We start from the raw sequence: 21,277 nt of genomic DNA, 5'->3' as shown, positions 1-21,277 counted from the left end.
GGTGACATAACCGCTGGTCAGTTGAACGCGGCTTGGATGGGACCGACCGCGAAGTAGGCCACGAACATCACCGCGATACCCCACATGAGCGGGTGCACGCCCTTGGCCTTGCCGGTGACCGCGCGGATGACGACGTAGCTGACGAAGCCGGCGCCGATGCCGTTGGCGATCGAGTAGGTGAACGGCATGACCACGATGGTCAGGAACGCGGGCAGCGCGACGGTGAAGTCGGCGAAGTCGATCTCCTTGACCTGGCTCATCATCAGCGCGCCGACGACGACCAGCGCCGGAGCGGCGGCCTCGACCGGGACGACCTGATAGAGCGGGGTCAGGAACATGGCCGCGATGAAGAGCACCCCGGTGACGACGTTAGCGAGCCCGGTCCTGGCGCCCTCGGCGATACCGGACGCGGACTCGACGAAGACGGTGTTCGAACTCGAAGACGCGAACCCACCCGCCACCGCGGCGGTGCCGTCGACGAACAGGGCCTTGCCGACGTTCGGGAGCTTGCCGTCCGGCGGGAGCAGGCCACCCTCCTTCGCCAGGCCGGTCATCGAGCCCATGGTGTCGAAGAAGTCCGCCAGCACCAGGGTGAACACCAGCAGCACGACGGTGATGATCGGCAGCCGCGTCCAGGCGCCGAAAGAGATGTCGCCGAGCAGCGAGAGGTCCGGCACGCCGAGGACCTGGTCGGGCAGCGCCGGGTAGCCGAGGTTCCAGCCCTGCGGGTTGACGCCCTTCGACGGGCCGACCTTGGTGATCGCCTCGATGACGATCGCCAGCACGGTCGAGGCGAGGACACCGATCAGGATCGCGCCCTTGACCCGCTTCGCCACCAGGATGCCGGTGATGAGCAGGCCGACGACGAACACCAGCGTCGGCCACGACGCGATCGAACCGTTGATGCCGAGCCCGACCGGCACGGTGGTCTTCGCGTCGTCCGGGACGCGGCGGACGAAGCCGGCGTCGACCAGGCCGATCAGGCAGATGAACAGGCCGATGCCGACCGCGATCGCGGATTTCAGCGGCGCCGGCACGGCGTTGAACACCGCCGTCCGGATACCGGCGAAGACCAGCAGGACGATGACCAGGCCCTCGATCACCACCAGGCCCATCGCCTCGGGCCACCTCATCTGGGAGGCGAAGGTGACCGCGATCAGGCTGTTGATGCCGAGCCCCGTGGCGATGGCGAACGGGTAGTTCGCGACCAGCCCCATGACGATGGTCAGCACACCGGCGACCAGCGCGGTCACCGCGGCGACCTGGGGGACGGGGAGGATGTTGCCGAGGACGTCCTTGTGCGCACCCGCGTCGTCGGCGGAGAAGCTGCCGAGGATCAGCGGGTTCAGGACCACGATGTAGGCCATCGTGAAGAAGGTGACGACCCCGCCGCGGATCTCCCGCCCCGGTGTCGAGCCGCGCTCGCTGATCTTGAAGAACCGGTCCAGTGTGGACCGGGTGCGCTGCTCCGCCATCGCTTACCACCCTTCGCCCGTTGCCGGGTACCCTTCCCCACGTGGGCGAATCGATCAATTCCGGGGAAGTAAACGGTTCATTGCGGCCAACGCCGGAACTGCCGAAGCGGCTGACCGACCTGACGCCGGTCGTGATCGTAGGTACCTCGCTCTGGGCGGTCGCGACCGTGGTCCTGTTCTTTGTGACCGACGGCATCTGGGTGCAGACCGCGTTCTCCGGCCTCGTGCTCGGCTTCATCGGCCTCGCGATCATCGCCTGGCAGCGCGCCGCCGCCCGCCGGGGCTCGAAGGGCGCCCAGCACCTCTAGCCCCCCACCCCCGCAATTCGTCATCTACTTGCGACGTGTGCGCTTCGCACCCATCGCAAGTAGATGACGAATTGCGTCAGTTCAGGAGGGCGGAGGGCGAGGGGTCGTCGAGCAGGGCCGTGAGGACGTGCCGGTCGGCCCAGCGGTCGGTGGCCCAGGCGAACGCCCGGCCGAGGCCTTCGGGGGTGTCGGCGGCGTGCAGCCTGCCGTCGGACCACCAGGCGACCTCGTGCTCCGCGTCCTCGAAGGTCACCGTCAGCGCCTCGTGCAGCAGCACCCCGCCCTCGGGCAGTTCGACGCCCAGCTGATCGGCGGCCGATCGGAGCGCGGACAGCTCCGCCCACGGCACGAATTCGCCGTCTTCGGTGACCTTGGCGTCGAGACCGCTCGCCACCGGCAGGTCCAGCAATTCCGCCAGCGCGGCGGCGCCGCTCGCCGCGACGACCATCCGCTCCGGCGTCAGCACGGCGGCGAACCACGGCACGTCGAGCACGACGGCGTCGCGAGCGTCGACGGCAGAACCGTCCGCGGCGCGGACACGATCCGGCGGCGTGACGTCCACTGTGTACTCGGCGAGTGCCGCGTGCGCCCGGGAAGCGAGTCCAGGACTCACCTTGCGCTCGGGATCACCCAGCCGCTCCAAGAGATCTTCGACGTCTTCGGCGTCCGTCCCCAACTCCGTCCGAACCCCGGCGGCGAGCAGGATCTCCTTGCTCAGCCCCGAATCCGGGACGACGTCGTAGAGCCCGGCCAGCGTGGACGCTTCCGGCATCCGCCAATCGAGCGGCGCGTGCCCGTCCAGGAGCGCGTACCGCGCGAGCCACCAGCCGGTGTGCCCGCCGGGTTCGGTGAGGGCACGCCAGGTTTCGGGACGGGACGCGAGCAACCGCAGCGCCTCGGGCCAGGCGTCGTCGCCCACGAGGTCGAGATCGCGTACGGCGAGCACCCGTGACGGCGGACGCTCCAGCGAATCCCACCAGTCGTGCTCGTCGGGCAGGCCGTGCTCGGGTTCCAGCGGTTCGTCGTCGGTGATGATCGCGAAGGAATCCAGCACGCCGACCGCGACGAGCGTGGCCGCCGGCCAATCCTCGGCGAACTCCTCGTCCAGTACGGACAAAGCGCCGTCTTCTTCGAACACTTCGGGATCGAAGATGTCGCCCAGCGGCGACGTGGGCAGGACGAGTTCGTCCGCGCGCCGCCAGCCGTCCTCACTCGGCAGGGCCAGCGCACCCGCCCATTCGGGGGCTTCGTCGCCGACCTCCGCGATCAGGCGGAGCACCGCGCCCGCGAGGGCCATACCGTCCAGACCGGACCGGACGTCTTCGGCGCTGCGTTCGACGGCGGCGCTCAGCGCGTCGGCTTCGAGCAGGTCACCCGCCTCGGCGTGCTTGGCTCCCAAGCGTTCCAGCAGCGGATGCGCCGCGGCCGGGTGCACGAGCCGCAGGCCGATGATGTCCACATCGGACAGAAGTTCGAGCAGTTCCGCCGAGCCGCCGACGAGCAGTGCGTCGCGAACACCCGGCAAGGTACGGCCGTCCGACATCGGCACCGGCAGCGCGCCGAGGTCGTCCTTGGTGAGGTCGTGTGCTTCGAGTGCCGGGAGCAGCACGTCGTAGAGCGAACGCCACCACGAGGGCTCGCGCTGCGCCCCGGTCAGCAGATCGATGGCCTCGGCGGGCGAAAGCGACTGCGCGCCGACGGCGCGAAGGTCCACACCGGACAGTGAAGTCAGCCCGGGCACGAGGTCCGCCAGCAGCGGCGCCAGGCCCGGCACGTCCACCGACAGGACACGCGTCCGACGCCCCGGCAAGTCGTCACCTGATTGCGCGGGAAGCCAGGGCGAATCGGCGAGATTTTCGAGGATGGCCTCCCGCAGCGTTCCGTCCACAGTGGAACGCGGGAAGCCCGCGCCGGGTACGAGCGCCAGACGTTCCTTGCCCGGCAAGGAACGGACGAGTTCGACGTACTCCCGCGCGGCGTTCTTCAGCGCCGCCGTCAGCTCCGGACCCGGCAGCGCGCGGCGGCGGGACGGCTCGATCGGCAACGTCGCGATCAGCCTGGCAGGCAGGGAAAGCTCGTCGTCGGTGGGCGTCGGCGCGTGCAGGACGTCGTCACCGAGCGGCCGGGGCGAACCGGCCCCGTCCAGCGGGACGGCCCAGACGACGTCGCCGCGATGGACCTGCCAGTGCTCGGAACCGTCCGGCGACGCGAGCTCGACAACGCCGTCACCGAGCTCGGACCGGCGCCAGGTACCGCCCTCGACCTCGATGCTTTCGAGCCAGGACAGGGTGAGCAGGAGATCGCCGATGTCGTTCTTCAGCTCCGCCAGCAGGGCCTGGCCGTCGACGCCCTCGCGCAGCGGAAGCCGGACCTCGGTGGTGAAGTCTTCGGGCACGGGAGGTTCGGCGTCGGCGACCGGCCACGGAAGCCGGAGCACGGGAACGTCGCCGGTGCGGCCGGCTTCGGCGCGCGTGCGCTCCGCGGAGAAGGCGACCCCGCCGGTCACCGAAACGATCCTCGGCTCGGCGGAAACCGTGAGTACGGCGGCGAACCCGACGCCGAAGCGACCGACGGTCTCCTCGCCCTTGCCGGAAGCACGAAGGGAGGCAAGGGATTCGACCCCGCGGGCGTCCAAAGGCGCGCCCGTGTTGGCAAACCTCAGTTCACCGTCCACGATGGACACCCGGAGCCTGCCGCGTTCACCGGCGGCCAAGGCGGCATCCGCGGCGTTCTGCGCCAGCTCGACGAACAGCCGGTCACGGTAGCCGCCGACCCGAAGGTCGTTCTCGGTATTCGTGTCCTCGGTGAACCTCGTCGGCGAATCCGCCCACGCCCGCAGGACGGCGGCGCGGAGCCGCTCGGTGCCGAACGGGTCAGTGCTCACTGGCGCTTTCGGCCTCGACCTGTGCTTCGTCGGCGGTCTCCTGCACGGCGGCCTCCGGCTCGACCTCCGGCTGGACCTCGGCGGTCTCCGGCGTCTCGGCCACCGGGGCCTCGGACTCGTCGACGACCGTGGCCTCGGCGGGCTCGGGCTCGGCCTCGGCGGGTGTCTCCGGCGCGGGCTCGAAGTCGATCAGCGAGTCGTCGTAGACCAGTTCCGCCACCGGCACCGACGAGGTCACCTCGACCTCGATCTCGGAATGCGCGCCGCAGCCGTACTCGACGTCGACGACGTGGCCGTCCGCCGGGGAGATGTCGTTGGTGCACGCGCCGAAGGCCGCGCTCAGCGACCCGGCGAGCGGCACGAAGAACCCGCAGCTTCCGCAGACGTCCGGCGCGCTTCGCGCCATGTCCGACCGCGGGCCGAACTCGCCGCTGTGCCAGCGGGCGGCGGCGTCGAGCCTGCCGTGCCGCGACAGCACGTGGACCCGCCCGAGACCGGCCTCCATGGCGACCTCTTCGACCGCGGGGTCGTCGGACTCCAGGTACGCCGGGACGAGCCGCGGATCGTCCTTCTCCACCGGGAAGATGTCGCCGACGCCGAGGTCGCCCGCCTGGACGCGGCGGTCCCACGGCACCCACGCCGGGGCGACACGCGCTTCCGGGCCGGGGATCAGCACGACCTCGCTGACCGTGATCGGCTCTTCCTCGCCGGCGAGCGCGACCGTGACCGACCAGCGCCAGCCCCGATAACCCGACACGGTCGCCTCGAACAGGTGGCTCGCGGAAACCGCGTCCTCCCGGTCCACGCCGACGTGCGCGCCGACCTGTTCGGCACCGGCGTCCTCCAGCACCGCCGCACGGGCGAGATCGACCGCCTCGGCGAGTTTGCGCTGGATGGAGCCGTCGTCCAGGGTCAACAGCAGGGTCATGCCCCCATTCTGCCGCACGCGATATCGCGGTCCGTGTCAGGCTGTCCGCGTGCGCACGCTGATGACCCTGTCGCTCCTGCTGGCCGCCGTCCTCGGTGGCTGCGCCGCCGCGCCGGTGAGCGACGCCGCCCCGCCCGCGCCCGAGAAGCTCAAGGTGCGGGTGGTCTCGACGCTGCCCCACGACCCGGCCGCCTTCACCCAGGGCCTCGAGTTCTCCGGCGAGACGCTGTACGAGGGGACCGGTCTGGTCGGCAAGTCGTCGATGCGGGCCGGGCCCGCGGGCGCGGCGCCGTCGGTCCGGCAGGACCTGCCCGGCCTGTTCGGCGAGGGCATCACCGTGCTGGGGGCGACGGCCTGGCAGATCACCTGGAAGGACGGCGTCGCGATCGAACGCGACGCCAAGACGCTGGCCGAGCTGAGGCGCGTGAAGTACACCGGCGAGGGTTGGGGGCTGTGTCACCGCGACGGGCAGCTGGTGATGAGCGATGGGTCGTCGAAGCTGACCTTCCGCGACCCCGTGACCTTCGCGCCGACAGGCGGCGTCGAGGTGGGCCGGGACCAGCTGAACGAGCTGGAATGCGTCGGGGGCTCCGTGTACGCGAACGTCTGGCAGACCGACCGGATCCTGCGCATCGACGCCGCGACCGGGCGGATCACCGGCGAGATCGACGCGTCCGGGCTGCTCGCTCCCGGGGAACGGAGCTCCGCCGACGTCCTCAACGGCATCGCGGCGGTGCCGGGGACCGACGAGTTCGTGCTCACCGGCAAGCTCTGGCCAAGGATGTTCCGCGTGAAATTCGTCCCGGCGACCTAGAAAGCAGTGGTGAACGCGCGAAGCGAGACCCGCGTAAGGCAGGATTGAAGCGTGGGAATCTTCGGCTCGAACTCTGGCCCCGACGGCACGCCTTCCGGCAGGCCGGGCAAAGAGCGTGGCCGCAAGAGCAAGCGGAAGTGGACGCCGGAGCCGGGGGCCGCCCAGGCGCGCAACTGGTCCGCGCCGCCGCCGACCCGGGTCGACCAGCAGCCGGTGCCGCCACCGCCACCGCGCGCGGCCCGTCCGCAGCCCCAGTACCAGCCGCATCCGGCCGGGCCGACCGCCGACGAGGCGCGCACCAGCGCGATCCCGATGGGGCACCACCAGCCACCACCGCCGCCGCCCCGGACCCCTCCCCGCGGCGCGCGACCGTATCCGGATCCTTCGCAGCGGCAGACCGAACCCGTCCGGCGTCGTCCGGGCGGGTTCTACGACGAGCACCCGCCCGGCAGCGGCGAGTACGAGCACTACGACACCGGCGGTTACGCGGGTGAGCCGCGCGTCGCCCAAGAGCAGCCGCACGAGCACCCGACGACCGCGGCCCCGCCACGCGCGGGCTCCCTGCCGAAGATGCCGAAGAAGATCACGGTCACCCGGGTCGCGGCGATGCGCAGCCGTCAGCTCACCGGGCAGGCCGTCGGAGCCTTCCAGCGCGCGACAAAGGCGGACGGCGCCGACAAATCGGGCCTGACGTCGCTGACGTACGCGGTGATGCTGAACTACGCCAGCGACGCCGCCATGGCGATCGCGCTGGCCAACACCTTGTTCTTCGCCGCCACCAGCGGGGAGAGCAAGGGCAAGGTCGCGCTCTACCTGCTCATCACGATCGCCCCGTTCGCGCTGGTCGCCCCGGTGATCGGCCCGGCGCTGGACAAGATCCAGCGCGGCCGCAGGCTCGCGATGTGCGTGTCTTCGGCGGGCCAGGCGCTGATGGCGATCGTGATGGCGCTGCACTTCGACGACTGGCTCCTGTACCCGGCGGCGCTGGGCATGATGGTGCTCTCGAAGTCGTTCACCGTGCTCAAGGCCGCCATGACCCCACGGGTGCTGCCTCCCGAGATCACCCTTTCGAAGACGAACGCGCGGCTGACCGTGTTCGGCCTGATCGCCGCCGGCGCGTTCGGCGCGCTGGCGAGCGGGGTCAACGCGATCTGGGGTTCACAGGGCGCGCTGTGGTTCACCATGCTGATCTGTGTCGCCGCCGCGGTGCAGTCGATGCGCATCCCGTCCTGGGTCGAGAAGACCGAGGGCGAGGTGCCGGCGTCGCTGTCCGCGCATCCCGAGCGACGGGTCAAGAAGCAGCGGCAGCCGATGGGACGGCAGATCGTCGTCTCGCTGTGGGGCAACGGCACCGTCCGCGTGCTGACCGGCTTCCTGATGATGTTCTCCGCGTTCGCGGTGAAGGCGCAGGCCGAAGGAAGCGGACAGAGCCCGTTCGAGCAACTGCTGCTGCTCGGCATCATCGGCGCCGCGGCCGGTGTGGGCGGTTTCCTCGGCAACGCGCTGGGCTCGCGGCTGCACTTCGGCAAACCGGATCAGGTGATCCTGGCCTGTGTCGGAGCCTGTCTCGGCATCGCGATCATCGCCACGGTGGCGGCGGGGCTGGCGACGGCGGCGATCGTGGCGCTCGTCGGCGCGACCGCGAGCGCGCTGGCGAAGATCAGCCTCGACGCCGTCATCCAGGAGGATCTGCCGGAAGAGTCGCGCGCGTCGGCGTTCGGGCGGTCGGAGACCGTGCTGCAGATGTCCTGGTGTTTCGGCGGTGCCGTCGGCCTGCTGCTGCCGCCGACGTACTGGATCGGCTTCCTGGTGCTTTCGATCCTGCTGGCCTTCGGGTTCACGCAGACGTTCATGGTGCGGCGCGGCACTTCACTGATCCCGGGCCTCGGCGGCGACCGGCCGCTGCGCCCGGAGCCGACCAGCGAATCGCCGATCCCCTCGCAGCCCGGTGACTCCCGGTGGCGGCCGGGCTCGTAATCTTCACCGTATGCGGCGACTTCGTATTTTGGCCCTACTCGCGGCGGGTGGTTTCGTGGTGGCCGGTTGTGCGGCCCCCGGCCCCGAAGAGGTGACCTTCTTCGCCGACGGGAAGACGGTGAACGTCGCGCCGCTGGCGTCCTGCGACATCAAGAGCGCGCAGTGCACCACCCGGCCCGACGCCGCGGGCAAACTGCGCATCCGGCCGGGGAAGCCGGTGCAGATCTCGGTGCCGAGCGCGATCGCGGAGACGCCGTGGAAGGTCACGGTGCAGTACGTGAACGGCAAGGGCGAGCCGCAGGAACTCAAGCAGGACATCATCACGTCGCTGGACCGGTTCGCCTACACCGTGACGACGCCCCGGCCCGACGACCAGATCCTCGTCGTCGAGGTCGCGCAGGCTTCGGTGATCAGCCAGACCGGGCGTCCGGAGGACGCCGAGGCGGTCACCACGGCGATCTGGTCGCTGCAGGTCGAGCCGCCCGCCGCCTGAAGTCCGTGAAGGCCTCCTTGAGGGACCCAGAGTCCCTCAAGGAGGCCTTCACGGACTCGGGGGCGGATCAGGGATCGAGGTCCCGGGCGACGGCGCGCATGATCTCGGCGATCTGCTTCGTGTTCTTGCGGTCCGGGTAGCGATTGCGCCGCAGGTCCGGCTGCACCTTCAGCTCGAGCAGCTTGATCATGTCCTCGATGAGCCCGTGCAGCTCCTCGGCGGGACGGCGGCGCGCCTCGGCGACCGACGGCGGCGGGTCCAGCAGCCGGACGGAGAGCGCTTGCGGGCCGCGGCGGCCGTCGGCGACGCCGAACTCGAGGCGCTGCCCGGCCTTGAGTCCTTCGACGCCCTGCGGCAGCGCGGCTTTGCGGATGTAGACGTCGGCGCCCCCATCCTGGGTGACGAAACCGAAACCCTTCTCCGCGTCGTACCACTTGACCTTGCCGGTCGGCACTTCCCTCACCAGTCCTTTGCTGTCCTGCTCACAACGAACGCGCCCGGGGCGTACCCAGGGCGCGCGTCCCATAAGCGTATCTCGCCACACGCCCTGTGGAGAAGCGGATACCGGCGGATACCCTCTGCTTCATGGAGACCGCAGTAAAGGAGGCCGCTGTGGCCGTCCCCGAAAAGCCCGGCAAACCGATCCTCATGCGCGTCGGCATCGGCCTGTTCGCGCTCGGCATGATCGCCGTCACAGCGGTGTTCGTCCTGTTCGCCGCCGGACTGGAGAACCTGCCGGTGTGGCTGTCCGCCGCGGCGGGCGTGATCACTCCGCTGGGGCTGGCCCTCGGACTGATCGCCCTGATCCGCGAGGCTCGCCGAAAGAGCTGAACCAGCCGGGGAACTCGGTCAGCGAGTCGAACACCACGTCGGCCCCTTCCGCGAGCAGCTCGTCCTTGGTGCACGGACCGGTCGTGACCCCGACCGGGACCGCGCCTGCCGCCAGCGCGCCGCGGATGTCGCCGAGGTGGTCCCCGACGTAGACACGGGCGCCGTGCTCGATGAGCGCGGCGGCCTTCTCCGTCGACCACAGCTCCCCGACCAGGACGTCGACCTCGAAACCGAGCGCGTCCAGGTGGAGTTTCGCGTTGGGCCCGTACTTGCCGGTGACGACGACCGTGCGCCCGCCCGCCTCGCGAACCGCGTGCAGGGCTTCGGCCGCGCCGGGCATCGCGACCGTCACGGGCACGACCGTGTCCGGGTACATCGCGCGGAAACGCGCCACCAGTTCCGGGATGCGCTCCTCCGGTGCCCCGAAGCCGCGCAGGCTGGCGTCGAGGGGCGGCCCGAGGTTCGCCGCGAAGAACTCGCCGTCCAGCGGCAGGCCGGACTCCACGCCGAGCGCGTTCATCACCGCGACCATGCCCGGCCGCGGATCGATCAGTGTCATGTCGAGGTCGAACCCCACGTTGATGCCCACCCGGCCACGGTAGCGGCCACCACCGACTGATTTACATCATCTGGCCGCCCGTCAACTTCTTTGACATGGACGCGATCTGTGTCAAGCTGGGAATGTGGGCGAGATCACGAGCTTCTCCGATCGGACCAAGGCCTCTCTGCGGGAGGCGCTGCTCGACGCGGCCACCGAGCTGCTCACCGAACGCGGCTACACGGCCTTGCGGATGGCGGACGTCGCCGCCCGCGCCGGCGTGAGCAGGCAGACCGTCTACAACGAGTTCGGCACCAAGGCCGCGCTCGCCGAGGCCGTGGTCCTCCGGACGACGGCTGAGTTCCTGGAAGGCATCCGGCTGCGTGTGCAGGACGCGCCGGACCTGCGCGCCGGGATCCGCGAGGCCGTCGTCTACACGATCGAGCACGCCCGGGAGAACCGGCTCGTCGCCACCACGCTGGGCACCGAAGCGGGCGAGGACCTCCTCCCCCTGCTCACCACCAAGGGCGAGCCCATCCTCGCCGCGGCCACCGAGGTCGCGGCCGGGCAGTACCGGGAGTTCGAGCCGTCACTCTCCCCGGAATCCGCCACGCTGCTGGCGGAGACCGTCGTGCGGCTTTCCCTGTCCCATCTCGTCATGCCGACGCATCCGGCCGACGAGGCGGCGGCCTCCGTCGTCGCCGTGCTGGCGCCCGCGATCCGGGCGCTGACCACCGATTCGTCCACAATGGAGTGACACGAAGGGTACGTCATGACCGATACGCTCTCCGAACTGCGGACCGGTTTTTCCTCATTGCGCAAGGGCGGGCTGAACTGGGACTCGTTCCCGCTGCGGCTGTTCGTCAAGGGCAACAAGAAGTTCTGGAACCCCGCCGACATCGACTTCTCCCGTGAACGCGAGGGCTGGGACTCCCTCAACCCGGAACAGCAACGGTCGGCGACCTATCTGGTGGCGCAGTTCATCGCGGGCGAAGAGGCGGTCACCGAAGACATCCAGCCGTTCATGCGGGCGATGTCCGCGACGGGCCGCTTCGGCGACGAGATGTACCTGACGCAGTTCTGTTTCGAAGAGGCCAAGCACACCGAGGTGTTCCGCCGCTGGATGGACGCCGTCGGGCTGACCGGGGATCTGCATCCGTACGTCGCGGAGAATCCGCACTACCGCAAGCTTTTCTACGAGGAGCTGCCGCAGTCCTTGCGCGCGCTGGAGGACGATCCCAGCCCGCTCAACCAGATCCGCGCGAGCGTCACCTACAACCACGTCATCGAAGGCAGCCTCGCGCTGACCGGGTACTACTCGTGGCAGCTGATCTGCACGCAGCACGACATCCTGCCGGGAATGCAGGAACTGGTGCGCCGCATCGGCGACGACGAACGCCGCCACATGGCCTGGGGCACCTTCACCTGCCGCCGTCACGTCGCCGCGGACGATTCGCTGTGGGACGCGGTGCAACAGCGGATGGGCGAATTGCTTCCCCACGCGCTGGGCATGATCCAGTGGGTGCAGGACCAGTTCGAGGAGATCCCGTTCGACAACGATCCCGAGGAGATCATCCAGTACGCGGCCGACCGGGCGCAGCGGCGCCTCGGCGCGATCGAGTCCGCGCGCGGGATGCCGGTGGAGCAGATCGACCTCGACTACTCGCCGGAGAGCCTCGAAGAGACCTTCGGCGAGGAAGACGCGAAGGCGATCGCCGCGGCCGCCACCACGGCGGCCTGATCGCGCGTGAAGGCCCCCTTCCCTCGGCTGAGCCGAGGGAAGGGGGCCTTCACGGACTTACCCGGCGGGCCAGTAGACGGCGCGCGTGCGGCCGTTCTCGTTCTCGGACACGCCGATGATCGTCCCGTTCGGAGCGATGTGGGTGGCGACGCTGTAGCCACCACCCGGCAAAGCACCGAGCACCGTCCGGGTGCCGTCGGCGGCCCACTTCGCCGCGATGTTGTTCTCCAGGCCCACGACCGTCCCCAACCGGTCGATGTCGTAGCCCAGTCCGCGTTCGGTCGAAAGCGTCGTGCGGGTTCCCGCCCGGTTCCACTTCGCCGGGCTCTCCGTACCGAACACCAGGTAACCGCCACCGGCGGCGGCACCGGCGTTGTTGACCGCCTTCGCCCAGGCCGGCCCGCTCTCCGGGTACTCCAGCCAGGTCATCCGCCCGTCGCGCTCCCAGCGCACGGGTTTGGGGTTGCCGTTCAGCTCGGCACTTCCGACGATCACGCCGAAGTCGTTCATGTCCTCCGGGGTGCTGTACGGATTGCCGGGGGAAAGATCGGTGATCGCGCCGGCGAGGTTCCAGCGCACGACATGGTTGTTCCCGGCGGCGTCGGAAGCCGTCCCGGCGACGGTCCGGCCGTCCGGGGTGATCCATTCCGCGGTGGCGTAGGCCCCGCCGGGCAGGCCGCCGAGGTCCACCACCGTCCCGTCCGGATTCCACCGCACGGCGTGGATCTTCCCGTCCGCGGCCCGTCCGGCGCCGACGACGACCCCGCCGTCGGTAATCGCGTTCGCGATCGCGTGATCCCCGCCGGGCAGGTACGGCAACGCGGTGACCGTGCCGTCCGGCGCCCACCTGACCGCCGTCTGGTTCCACGTCGCGGCCTTGAGGGCCCAGCCGACCGCGACGCCGCCGCGGTTGACGTCCGTCGCCTTGCTCTGGTCGCCGCCGAGGCCCGGCAACGCGGAGATGCGCCCCTGCGCGTCCCATTTCGCCGCGTGGTACTTGATCTGGCCGTCCAGCGGCGTCGAGGAGCCGACCATCATGCCGCCGTCGTTGACCGCGTTGACCATGCTGTACTGATCCCCCGGCAGGGCTCCGAGGTCGATCGGGGCGATCGCGCCCGGAGTGGCCGCGGCCACTCCGGGCGCGATCAGCGGCAGGATGGCGAGCGAGACACCCAGGGCAAGAACTCTTCCGCTTCGCTTGAGTTTCATTTTTCTCCCCTTCGCGGCGGTTCGGATCCGCCACGAAGGGAACACGCACCGGGGTTGTGACAGGTTGCCCTGAAGTGTCAGGCGTGCTTCGCCGTCGCCGCCTTCTCCAGCCCGAGGATGCTGATCGACTCCGCCCGCATCTCGACCTTGCGCACCTTGCCGGTGACCGTCATCGGGAACTCGTCGACGACGTGGACGTAGCGCGGGATCTTGTAGCGCGCCAGCTTTCCTTCGCAGAACTCCCGCACGGCTTCGGCCGTCAGCGGCTCCGCGCCCTCGCGCATGCGGACCCACGCCATCAGTTCCTCGCCGTACTTCTCGTCGGGGACGCCGATGACCTGAGCGTCGAGGATGTCCGGATGGGTGTAGAGGAACTCCTCGATCTCGCGCGGGTACAGGTTTTCACCGCCGCGGATGACCATGTCCTTGATCCGGCCGGTGATGTTGACGTACCCGTCGGCGTCCATGATCGCGAGGTCGCCGGTGTGCATCCACCGCGCCGCGTCGATCGCCTCGGCCGTCTTGTCGGCCTGCTCCCAGTAACCGAGCATCACCGAGTACCCGCGGGTGCAGAGTTCGCCGGGGTCGCCGCGCGGCACGGTCAGCCCGGTCTCCGGATCGACGACCTTGACCTCCAGATGCGGCCCGACCCGCCCCACCGTCGACACCCGTCGCTCGACCGAATCGTCCGCGCGGGTCTGCGTGGACACCGGCGACGTCTCGGTCATGCCGTAGCAGATCGACACCTCCGCCATGCCCATCCGGTCGATGACCTGCTTCATCACCTCGACCGGGCACGGCGAGCCTGCCATGATCCCGGTGCGCAGCGAAGACAGGTCGTGGGAGGCGAAGTCCGGGTCGGCCAGTTCGGCGATGAACATCGTCGGCACGCCGTACAGCGACGTGCATTTCTCGGCGGCGACGGCTTCGAGCGTGGCCTTCGGCTCGAACGCGGGCGCCGGGATGACCATGCACGCGCCGTGGGAGGTCGCCGCGAGATTGCCCATCACCATGCCGAAGCAGTGGTAGAAGGGCACGGGGATGCAGATCTTGTCGGCTTCGGTGTAGTTGCAGAGTTCGCCGACGAAGTAGCCGTTGTTGAGGATGTTGTGGTGGCTCAGCGTGGCGCCCTTGGGGAAACCCGTGGTGCCGGACGTGTACTGGATGTTGATCGGGTCGTCCGCGGACAGCTCGCCCTGGCGCTCGGCGAGCCGCGCCGGATCCGCGCCGCGTCCGTTCTCCAGCAGCGACGTCCACTCCGCGCTTTCGAGCAGCACGACATGGTCCAGCGCCGGGCATTTCGGTCCCGCTTCGGCGATCATGCCCGCGTAGTCCGAGGTCTTGAACGACGCCGCGGCCACGATGAGCTTGATCCCGGCCTGGTTCAGCACGTACTCGAGTTCGTGCGAGCGGTACGCCGGGTTGATGTTGACCAGGATCGCGCCGATCTTCGCGGTGGCGTACTGGACGCAGGTCCACTCCCACCGGTTCGGCGACCAGATGCCGACGCGGTCGCCCTTGGCGATCCCGAGGCCGAGCAGGCCCAGCGCGAGCGCGTCCACCTCGGCGGCGAGTTCGGTGTAGGTCCAGCGTTTCCCGGCGGCGCGGTCGACGAGCGCGTCCCGGTCGCCGAAGGCGGCGACGGCGCGGTCGAAGTTGTCCCCGATGGTGTCCCCCAGCAGCGGGGTGTCCGAGATTCCCGATGCGTAACTCGGCAAGGCGGGGGCGTCGGGCATGGAGACTCCTGCGTTCGGCGGCATCGACGCGTCGAGTCTAGGAACGCGGCGTGACAGCGGCCACCTGCAAGTGGAGAGGTCCCTCCGCCCGGCTCGGCGCAACACTTCCACAACATTCCCACTGACGCCGGCGCGCACCATCGGGCTCCGACGTCCGGCTGAGGACAGCGTGCCTGTCCCTTTCCGCGACGCGTTTCGAGAAAGGGAATGGAAATGGCTGCACCCCATCCTGCTCGCCGTCGTGCCGTTTCGCGGCGAAGAGCGGCCGCCTCGGCCGTCACGGTCGTGGCCACGGTTCTGGCGAGTGCCCTCGCCGGGCTTTCGGCCGGTCCGGCGTTCGCGTCGAGCCACCGGGAAGCCCCGCTGATCTCGGGCGACCCACCGGTGGACAACACCGACGTGTACGCGTTCGTCAGTCCGGACAGACCGGACACCGTGACCCTGATCGCGAACTGGTATCCGTTCGAGGAGCCGAACGGTGGACCGAACTTCTACCCGTGGGCGACGGACGCCCACTACGACATCAACATCGACAACAACGGTGACGCGAAGGCGGACCTGACCTACCGGTGGAACTTCCGCACCGACGACCGGCGAGGGAACAACACCTTCCTCTACAACGACGATCCGGTCACTTCGCTGGACGACGAGGACCTGTTGTTCCGGCAGTCCTACACGCTGTCGGTGATCGACAGGGGTACCGGACGGGTCACGAACCTGGTCACCAACGGGAAGGTCGCGCCGTCGAACGTCGGCCCGGCCTCGATGCCGAACTATCGCGCCCTCCGGGACCAGGCGATCACCGCGGTCCCCGGCGGGAAGACGTTCGCCGGGCAGGCGGACGACCCGTTCTTCCTCGACCTGCGGATCTTCGATCTGCTCTACGGCAAGGACCTGTCCGAGGTCGGGCAGGACACGGTGGCAGGCTTCAACGTGAACACCGTGGCGCTCCAGGTGCCCAAGAGCACGCTCACGCTCGGCGGCAACCCCGCCCGCAACCCCGTGATCGGGGTCTGGAGCGACACCGAACGCGGTTCGATCACGTTGCGCACCCCCGGTGCGGAGCGCTCGCTGGGCGCCGACGTCCAGATCTCGCGTCTGGGCAACCCGCTGGTGAACGAGGTCGTCGTGCCCGCCGGGTTGAAGGACCGGTTCAACTCGCTCCTGCCGGAGCAGGACCGGACGGTGCCCGCGCTGGTGAACAAGGTGAGCAATCCGGAGGTACCGGACCTCGTCCAGCGGTTCTACGGCATCCCCGCGCCCGCCAAGCCGCGCGACGATCTGACGGAGATCTATCTGACCGGGATCACCAGGAAGTCCGGTGACCGGATCGATCTGACGCTCAACTCGCAGCTCGACAACGCCGACGTCGACCCGGCGCGGTTCGCGCCGTCTGAGCAGCTTCGGCTGAACACGGCGATCCCGGTCACCGCGCGGCCCAACCGGCTCGGCGTGCTCGGCGGTGACCTCCAAGGGTTCCCGAACGGCCGGAGGCTGGCCGACGACGCGCTCGACATCAGCGTCCAGGCGCTGGAAGGCGCCGCGATCAGCGGCATCGTCAAGGCGCTCGCCGCGGGAGACCGGGTGGACCGGAACGACGTTCCCTTCGAGGCGGCGTTCCCGTACGTCGCCCTGCCCAACAACAAGGCGGTGAACTCGTCGTCCGGCGGCTGATCCCCCTCCCCCCGGTGGCCGCCGCGACGGCGGCGGCCACCACACCCACTTCCGAAAGGCGGACCCGATGTCCCGCGAGATCTCCGAACGCACGACGACTCCCCAGAGTCCCCGATTCGGGAAACGCTCTCGCCGGGCCGTTCTCCCGATCGTTTTCGGCGCGAGCCTGCTCATCCTCGGTATCGCCGCGCTCGTCCCGTCCGATCCGCCCCCGGCCGTCACGGAAAGAGCGCGGGGTGGGGCGAGCACCCTCGACCGCGCGATCCGGACAGCGGAAGCCAAGCTGGCGAGGGGCACGCGGGATCCGCAAACCTTGGCCGAACTCGGCGCCGCCTATGTCGAGCTGGCGCGGGCCGAGGCGGACCCGGCGCTCTTCCCGAAAGCCGAGGAGGCGTTGCGGAAGTCCTTGGCGCAGCGACCCGACGGCAACGGGATCGCGTTGGCGGGCATGGGAGCGCTCGCCAACGCGCGGCACGACTTCGCCGCCGCTCGCGACTGGGGTGAGAAAGCGAAGGCCGTGCTTCCGGACAACGCCGAGGTCCACGGCGTGCTCAACGACGCCTACACCCAGCTCGGGGACACCACCGCGGCCACCGCCGCGTTGCAGCGGATGCTCGACCTCAAACCGGGCGTCCCCTCGTTCACCCGCGCCGCCTACGAGTTCGAAATCCACGGCCACGTCGACGACGCGCGGCGCGCGCTCGAGCGTGCGCTCGCGGACGCCATCGATCCGGGGGACGTCGCGTTCTGCCGCGGCCTCCTCGGCGAACTCGCCTTCGACAACGGAGACTTCGACACCGCGGAGCGCCATTTCGAGACGGGCCTGCGTGCGGCGCCGGAGGACACCTCCCTGCGGCAAGGAAGGGCCAAGATCGCGACGGCTCGCGGCCGGATCGGCCAGGCCATCGCGGACTATCAGGATCTCGTGACCCGCCAGCCGAACGTCGGAAACCTGCGCGAGTACGCCCTGCTGCTGACGTCGGCGGGCATGCCGGACTCCGCCGAACGCCACTATCGGCTCTTCGAGGAAGAGCGTCGCCTCGAAGAGTCCTCCGGCTCGAACGTCGACCTCGAAGCGTCGCTGGTCGCCGCCGACCGCGGCGACGCCGGGCAAGCGCTCAAGTACGCGCAGGCGGAATGGGGACGCCGGCAACCTGTGTTCGTCGCGGACGCCCTCGCCTGGGCGCTGCACCTCAACGGGCGGGACGCCGAGGCCCTGACCTACGCCGACCGCGCGGCGAGCACCGGCTGGCGCAGCGCTTCGTTCTCCTACCACCGCGGCATGATCCTCGCGCGGCTCGGCCGGACCGCCGAGGCCGCCGAGGCACTCGCCGAAGCCCTGCGCATCAACCCGCACTTCTCCGTGGCCGACGCGCGGACGGCAAGGGACATGCTGGCGAAACTGGGCGGTGCCCGATGACCGGGCACGCGACCACCGAACGGGCTCCGCGCCGATTCCGCGGAACGGTCCTGGGCGCACTGCTCCTCTACGCCGTCGTCACGGCGTGTTCCGGTGCGGCTCCCGATCCCGACCCCCGGTTCGACGACGAAACCACCGGCGGCGTCGCGACCGAGCTGACCTGCATGAAGCACCAGCCGCGGGCACCCGGCCCCCGCTACACCGACGAAAAGCTCCGGCGCACCGACGAGACACTCGCCCTGCTCCGCTACTACACCGCCAACGGGGCCAAGCCCTACTGCGACGGCAGCGGCCCCACCGACATCGACCGGCAGTGGGTCGACCTCTACGTCGGGCTGGGCGCGGACGCGGGAAATGTCGAGCGCCGGTGACCGCGGCCACGCCACCTCAGGGGAAACCCGGAGGCCGGGTCCGGCCATGGCCGATATCGTCGAGACCATGCGCCTCTACATCGTCGACGCCTTCACCTCCGAGGCCTTCGCCGGTAACTCCGCCGGCGTCGTGCTGCTGGACTCGCCGGGTGACGCGGGCTGGATGCAGTCCGTCGCCGCCGAGCTGAAGCACGCCGAGACGGCCTTCGTCGAGGTCGACAGTGTCGACAGTGTCGACAGTGAAGGCCCCAAGTCGCTTCGCTGGTTCACGCCGGAGACCGAAGTCGACCTGTGCGGGCACGCGACGCTGGCGACCACGCACGTCCTCGGCGGCGAGCAGACCTTCACGACGAAAAGCGGCGAGTTGCGCTGCCGCGCCGAAGACGGCTGGGTGTCGATGGACTTCCCGTCGGATCCGCCCCGCGAATCGGACGACGATCTGTCGTCGATCCTGCCGGGCGTCTCCTTCGAGTACGTCGGGCGCAGCAAGCACAACCTGTTCGCGGTCGTGGACGACGCGTCCGTGGTGCGCTCGCTCGCCCCGGACCTCGCCGCGCTGCGCGCGCACTGGAACGGACGGCTGATGGTCACCGCACCGGGTGACGTGGACGGGATCGACTTCGTCACCCGGTTCTTCGCGCCGGGCGTCGGTATCGACGAGGACCCGGTCACCGGCTCGGCGCACTGTGTCCTCGCGCCGTACTGGGCCGCCCGCCTCGGCCGGGACAAGCTCGTCGGCGAACAGGCTTCGGCCCGCGGCGGCATCGTCCGGATGAACCTCGAAGGCGACCGAGTCCTGCTGTCAGGGCAAGCGGTCACCGTGGCCAGCGGGGAGTTGCACGTCTGATGCGCCTGATCCTGAACGTCATCTGGCTCGTGCTGTGCGGCCTGTGGATGGCGCTCGGCTACGTCGTCGCCGGCGTCATCTGCTGCATCCTGATCGTCACCATCCCGTTCGGGCTGGCGTCGTTCCGGATCGCGGCCTACGCGCTCTGGCCGTTCGGCCGCACCGTGGTGGACCGGCGCGACGCCGGGGCGGCGTCGACGATCGGCAACGTCATCTGGTTCCTCTTCGCCGGGCTGTGGCTCGCGATCGGGCACGTGCTGACCGGCGTCGCGCTGTGCATCACGATCATCGGGATCCCGCTGGGCGTGGCGAACTTCAAGATGATCCCGGTCTCGCTGATGCCGCTGGGCAAGGAGATCGTGGAGCTTCCCTGACGATCAGTCTTCGGGTTCCCAAGGCAGCGACACGATGAGGCAGGGACCGCCGACGAACAACCCGCCGTCGATCCCCAGCGCCTTCCCGCCCGCGTAGAGGTACGGTCCCTCGATCTGCGCGGGATGGATTCCGAGCTGATCGGCGATGACGCTGTGCCCGTGCACGATCCGCACGCCACCGAGCCGGTCCATGACCTGCTGCGCGACGTCCGCGCCGTCCGGGCCGCGGAAGGCGTAGCGCGTGGTCATCCGCCGCCAGACGTCCCACCAGGCCTGGATGTCGCTGCCTTCGAGGATTTCGCGGCCGCGCGCGTTGATACCGTCGATGTCCTCGCCCCAGTCGAGGTATTCGAGCGTGTCCGAATGCATCAGCAGGTGGTCCGCGGCCAGCGTCAGCATCGGGCGGGAAGTCAGCCATTCGATATGCTGGGGAGTGAGCCGGTCCTGGTCTTCGAGCAGCCCGCCGTTGATCTCCCAGCTGCGGGCGAAGCTGCGCGGACCGAAGTCGGACGGCACCTCGGTGTCGCCGAAGTGGTACATCCCGAGCAGCAGGATCTCGTGGTTGCCCAGCAGCGTCCCGCAGTGCCCGCCCGCCTTCGCGGCCTGCCGCTCCAGCCGCATCACCAGGTCGATGACGCCGACGCCGTCCGGCCCGCGGTCGACGAAGTCCCCCAGGAACCAGAGGGTCGCTTCCCCGCCGGACCAGTCGTCGTCGGAGTCGATCAGCCCCTTCTCCCGGAGCGCTTCGGCCAGCTCGTCCCGGTGTCCGTGCACGTCACCGACCACATAGGTCGGGGACGCGGGCTGATCGTCGTGCATCGTCTGACGATAAGCCCTCCGCATGCGACCGTGCCGCTCAGCCTTCACCGAACGGGTCGCCGGTGCGCCCGACCAGATCGGCGATGGAGTCGATGATCTTGGTCGGCCGGTACGGGTAGTGCTCGGCACTCTCCCGCGTGGAGATGCCGGTGAGCACCAGGATCGTCTGCAATCCGGCCTCGATTCCCGAGTGGACGTCGGTGTCCATCCGGTCGCCGATCATCAGCGTCGACTCCGAATGCGCGCCGAGCCGCCGCAGCGCGGAGCGCATCATCAGCGGGTTCGGCTTGCCGACGTAGTACGGCGAGCGGCCGGTCGCCTTCTCGATCAGCGCCGCGACCGAACCGGTGGCGGGCATCGAGCCCTCCATGCTCGGGCCGGTGGCGTCGGGGTTGGTGGCGATGAACTTGGCGCCGCCCTCGATGAGCCTGATCGCGCGGGTTATCGCGCTGAAGCTGTACGTCCGGGTCTCGCCGAGGACCACGTAGTCCGGGTCGCGTTCGGTCAGCACGTAGCCGACCTCGTGCAGGGCCGTGGTGAGCCCGGCTTCGCCGATCACGAACGCCGAGCCGTTCGGCCGCTGCGACGCGAGGAACTTCGCGGTCGCCAGCGCGGAGGTCCAGATGGCCTCCTCGGGGATGTCGAGTCCGGTCCGCTCGAGCCTCGCCCGCAGGTCGCGCGGGGTGTAGATCGAGTTGTTGGTCAGCACCAGGAAGCCGATGTCGTTGGCGCGCAGTTCCTTGAGGAACTCGTCCGCGCCGGGTACGAGGTGCTCCTCCTGGACCAGCACGCCATCCATGTCGCTGAGGTATGTCCAACGGCGCTCGTTCATGCCCCC

The 21,277-nt window shown here is 69.6% G+C and carries 21 protein-coding genes; 12 read left to right on the top strand and 9 right to left on the bottom strand.

Annotated features, from left to right (window positions below; all coding sequences use genetic code 11):
- Positions 1-17 precede the first annotated feature (17 nt).
- Entirely contained in the window at positions 18-1,475 is a 1,458-nt protein-coding gene (locus tag CVV72_RS33455) for an NCS2 family permease (protein ID WP_219147933.1), read from the bottom strand.
- A gap of 80 nt (positions 1,476-1,555) precedes the next feature.
- Here CVV72_RS33455 and CVV72_RS33450 point away from each other — a divergent pair, with 80 nt between their 5' ends.
- Positions 1,556-1,783 carry a DUF2530 domain-containing protein gene (locus tag CVV72_RS33450; protein WP_219154293.1) on the top strand — a complete coding sequence of 76 codons (228 nt, stop codon included), beginning with the start codon at positions 1,556-1,558 and terminating at the stop codon, positions 1,781-1,783.
- A gap of 76 nt (positions 1,784-1,859) precedes the next feature.
- Here the strand turns inward: CVV72_RS33450 and CVV72_RS33445 are convergent, their stop codons facing one another.
- Positions 1,860-4,667 carry a sacsin N-terminal ATP-binding-like domain-containing protein gene (locus tag CVV72_RS33445; protein WP_219147931.1) on the bottom strand — a complete coding sequence of 936 codons (2,808 nt, stop codon included), beginning with the start codon at positions 4,665-4,667 and terminating at the stop codon, positions 1,860-1,862.
- A complete protein-coding gene (locus CVV72_RS33440; RefSeq protein ID WP_219147930.1) occupies positions 4,657-5,595 on the bottom strand; it encodes a DUF3027 domain-containing protein in 939 nt (312 codons plus the stop codon). The genes CVV72_RS33445 and CVV72_RS33440 overlap by 11 nt, the downstream gene beginning before the upstream one ends.
- 49 nt (positions 5,596-5,644) lie before the next feature.
- Between CVV72_RS33440 and CVV72_RS33435 the strand changes: the two genes are divergently transcribed.
- From CVV72_RS33435 to CVV72_RS33425, 3 genes are read left to right on the top strand one after another with little or no spacing between them, the layout of a single operon-like run.
- Positions 5,645-6,409 (top strand): glutaminyl-peptide cyclotransferase, encoded by a 765-nt coding sequence (locus CVV72_RS33435; RefSeq protein ID WP_219147928.1) that lies wholly within the window; start codon positions 5,645-5,647, stop codon positions 6,407-6,409.
- 51 nt (positions 6,410-6,460) lie between these two features.
- Complete coding sequence (locus CVV72_RS33430) at positions 6,461-8,386, top strand: MFS transporter (RefSeq protein WP_219147927.1); 1,926 nt, start codon at positions 6,461-6,463, stop codon at positions 8,384-8,386.
- 28 nt (positions 8,387-8,414) lie between these two features.
- A complete protein-coding gene (locus tag CVV72_RS33425; protein ID WP_034308387.1) occupies positions 8,415-8,879 on the top strand; it encodes a DUF2771 family protein in 465 nt (154 codons plus the stop codon).
- 67 nt (positions 8,880-8,946) lie between these two features.
- Here CVV72_RS33425 and CVV72_RS33420 read toward each other — a convergent pair whose 3' ends face one another.
- Entirely contained in the window at positions 8,947-9,333 is a 387-nt protein-coding gene (locus CVV72_RS33420; RefSeq protein WP_016337551.1) for a cold-shock protein, read from the bottom strand.
- 131 nt (positions 9,334-9,464) lie between these two features.
- On the opposite strand from CVV72_RS33420, the gene CVV72_RS33415 reads away from it, so the two are divergent.
- Complete coding sequence (locus tag CVV72_RS33415; protein WP_125683903.1) at positions 9,465-9,710, top strand: hypothetical protein; 246 nt, start codon at positions 9,465-9,467, stop codon at positions 9,708-9,710.
- On the opposite strand, the gene CVV72_RS33410 is transcribed toward CVV72_RS33415, so the two are convergent.
- Entirely contained in the window at positions 9,646-10,299 is a 654-nt protein-coding gene (locus CVV72_RS33410; protein ID WP_219147926.1) for an HAD family hydrolase, read from the bottom strand. The two genes, CVV72_RS33415 and CVV72_RS33410, sit on opposite strands and share 65 nt — an antisense overlap.
- A gap of 94 nt (positions 10,300-10,393) precedes the next feature.
- Between CVV72_RS33410 and CVV72_RS33405 the strand changes: the two genes are divergently transcribed.
- Together CVV72_RS33405 and CVV72_RS33400 are read left to right on the top strand one after the other, a co-directional pair.
- Positions 10,394-11,005: a TetR/AcrR family transcriptional regulator gene (locus CVV72_RS33405; RefSeq protein WP_219147925.1), complete on the top strand. Its 612-nt coding sequence runs from the start codon at positions 10,394-10,396 to the stop codon at positions 11,003-11,005.
- 15 nt (positions 11,006-11,020) lie between these two features.
- Positions 11,021-11,989 (top strand): R2-like ligand-binding oxidase, encoded by a 969-nt coding sequence (locus CVV72_RS33400; RefSeq protein WP_219147924.1) that lies wholly within the window; start codon positions 11,021-11,023, stop codon positions 11,987-11,989.
- Between the two features lie 57 nt (positions 11,990-12,046).
- Here the strand turns inward: CVV72_RS33400 and CVV72_RS33395 are convergent, their stop codons facing one another.
- Both CVV72_RS33395 and CVV72_RS33390 read right to left on the bottom strand, forming a co-directional pair.
- Positions 12,047-13,198, bottom strand: coding sequence for a hypothetical protein (locus tag CVV72_RS33395; protein ID WP_219147923.1), 1,152 nt, complete (start codon positions 13,196-13,198; stop codon positions 12,047-12,049).
- A 77-nt stretch (positions 13,199-13,275) separates the two neighbouring features.
- Positions 13,276-14,934: an AMP-binding protein gene (locus tag CVV72_RS33390; RefSeq protein ID WP_219147922.1), complete on the bottom strand. Its 1,659-nt coding sequence runs from the start codon at positions 14,932-14,934 to the stop codon at positions 13,276-13,278.
- A gap of 213 nt (positions 14,935-15,147) precedes the next feature.
- Here CVV72_RS33390 and CVV72_RS33385 point away from each other — a divergent pair, with 213 nt between their 5' ends.
- The 5 genes from CVV72_RS33385 (at position 15,148) to CVV72_RS33365 (ending at position 19,620) form a co-directional block, all read left to right on the top strand.
- The gene (locus CVV72_RS33385; RefSeq protein WP_219147920.1) at positions 15,148-16,608 is read left to right on the top strand and encodes a DUF4331 domain-containing protein; all 1,461 of its coding nucleotides are present in this window, start codon (positions 15,148-15,150) and stop codon (positions 16,606-16,608) included.
- Positions 16,609-16,675: 67 nt separating this feature from the next.
- Positions 16,676-18,028, top strand: a complete 1,353-nt coding sequence (locus tag CVV72_RS33380; RefSeq protein ID WP_219147918.1) for a lipopolysaccharide assembly protein LapB — start codon at positions 16,676-16,678, stop codon at positions 18,026-18,028.
- Positions 18,025-18,399, top strand: coding sequence for a hypothetical protein (locus CVV72_RS33375; protein WP_255632346.1), 375 nt, complete (start codon positions 18,025-18,027; stop codon positions 18,397-18,399). Before CVV72_RS33380 ends, CVV72_RS33375 begins: the two co-directional genes overlap by 4 nt.
- Positions 18,400-18,466: 67 nt before the next feature.
- Positions 18,467-19,246, top strand: coding sequence for a PhzF family phenazine biosynthesis protein (locus CVV72_RS33370; RefSeq protein ID WP_219147917.1), 780 nt, complete (start codon positions 18,467-18,469; stop codon positions 19,244-19,246).
- Entirely contained in the window at positions 19,246-19,620 is a 375-nt protein-coding gene (locus CVV72_RS33365; protein WP_101610884.1) for a YccF domain-containing protein, read from the top strand. The genes CVV72_RS33370 and CVV72_RS33365 overlap by 1 nt, the downstream gene beginning before the upstream one ends.
- Positions 19,621-19,623: 3 nt before the next feature.
- Here CVV72_RS33365 and CVV72_RS33360 read toward each other — a convergent pair whose 3' ends face one another.
- The gene (locus tag CVV72_RS33360; RefSeq protein WP_219147915.1) at positions 19,624-20,439 is read right to left on the bottom strand and encodes a metallophosphoesterase; all 816 of its coding nucleotides are present in this window, start codon (positions 20,437-20,439) and stop codon (positions 19,624-19,626) included.
- Between the two features lie 37 nt (positions 20,440-20,476).
- Positions 20,477-21,271 (bottom strand): HAD-IIA family hydrolase, encoded by a 795-nt coding sequence (locus tag CVV72_RS33355; RefSeq protein WP_034308369.1) that lies wholly within the window; start codon positions 21,269-21,271, stop codon positions 20,477-20,479.
- Positions 21,272-21,277 lie beyond the last annotated feature (6 nt).

It is taken from the genome of Amycolatopsis sp. TNS106, from assembly GCF_019330265.1.
GTDB classification, from domain to species: domain Bacteria; phylum Actinomycetota; class Actinomycetes; order Mycobacteriales; family Pseudonocardiaceae; genus Amycolatopsis; species Amycolatopsis lurida.
The sequence above is the reverse complement of the archived record's forward strand: the minus strand, read 5'-3'. Positions and strand labels throughout refer to the sequence as shown.

What these genes read in the sequence shown, in the direction of transcription:
- CVV72_RS33385 (WP_219147920.1), top strand. Translation starts at nt 15,148, where the DNA reads ATGGCTGCACCCCATCCTGCTCGCCGTCGTGCCGTTTCGCGGCGAAGA.
- CVV72_RS33380 (WP_219147918.1), top strand. Translation starts at nt 16,676, where the DNA reads ATGTCCCGCGAGATCTCCGAACGCACGACGACTCCCCAGAGTCCCCGA.
- CVV72_RS33440 (WP_219147930.1), bottom strand. Translation starts at nt 5,595, where the DNA reads ATGACCCTGCTGTTGACCCTGGACGACGGCTCCATCCAGCGCAAACTC.
- CVV72_RS33390 (WP_219147922.1), bottom strand. Translation starts at nt 14,934, where the DNA reads ATGCCCGACGCCCCCGCCTTGCCGAGTTACGCATCGGGAATCTCGGAC.
- CVV72_RS33415 (WP_125683903.1), top strand. Translation starts at nt 9,465, where the DNA reads ATGGAGACCGCAGTAAAGGAGGCCGCTGTGGCCGTCCCCGAAAAGCCC.
- CVV72_RS33370 (WP_219147917.1), top strand. Translation starts at nt 18,467, where the DNA reads ATGCGCCTCTACATCGTCGACGCCTTCACCTCCGAGGCCTTCGCCGGT.
- CVV72_RS33360 (WP_219147915.1), bottom strand. Translation starts at nt 20,439, where the DNA reads ATGCACGACGATCAGCCCGCGTCCCCGACCTATGTGGTCGGTGACGTG.
- CVV72_RS33375 (WP_255632346.1), top strand. Translation starts at nt 18,025, where the DNA reads ATGACCGGGCACGCGACCACCGAACGGGCTCCGCGCCGATTCCGCGGA.
- CVV72_RS33355 (WP_034308369.1), bottom strand. Translation starts at nt 21,271, where the DNA reads ATGAACGAGCGCCGTTGGACATACCTCAGCGACATGGATGGCGTGCTG.
- CVV72_RS33400 (WP_219147924.1), top strand. Translation starts at nt 11,021, where the DNA reads ATGACCGATACGCTCTCCGAACTGCGGACCGGTTTTTCCTCATTGCGC.
- CVV72_RS33455 (WP_219147933.1), bottom strand. Translation starts at nt 1,475, where the DNA reads ATGGCGGAGCAGCGCACCCGGTCCACACTGGACCGGTTCTTCAAGATC.
- CVV72_RS33365 (WP_101610884.1), top strand. Translation starts at nt 19,246, where the DNA reads ATGCGCCTGATCCTGAACGTCATCTGGCTCGTGCTGTGCGGCCTGTGG.
- CVV72_RS33395 (WP_219147923.1), bottom strand. Translation starts at nt 13,198, where the DNA reads ATGAAACTCAAGCGAAGCGGAAGAGTTCTTGCCCTGGGTGTCTCGCTC.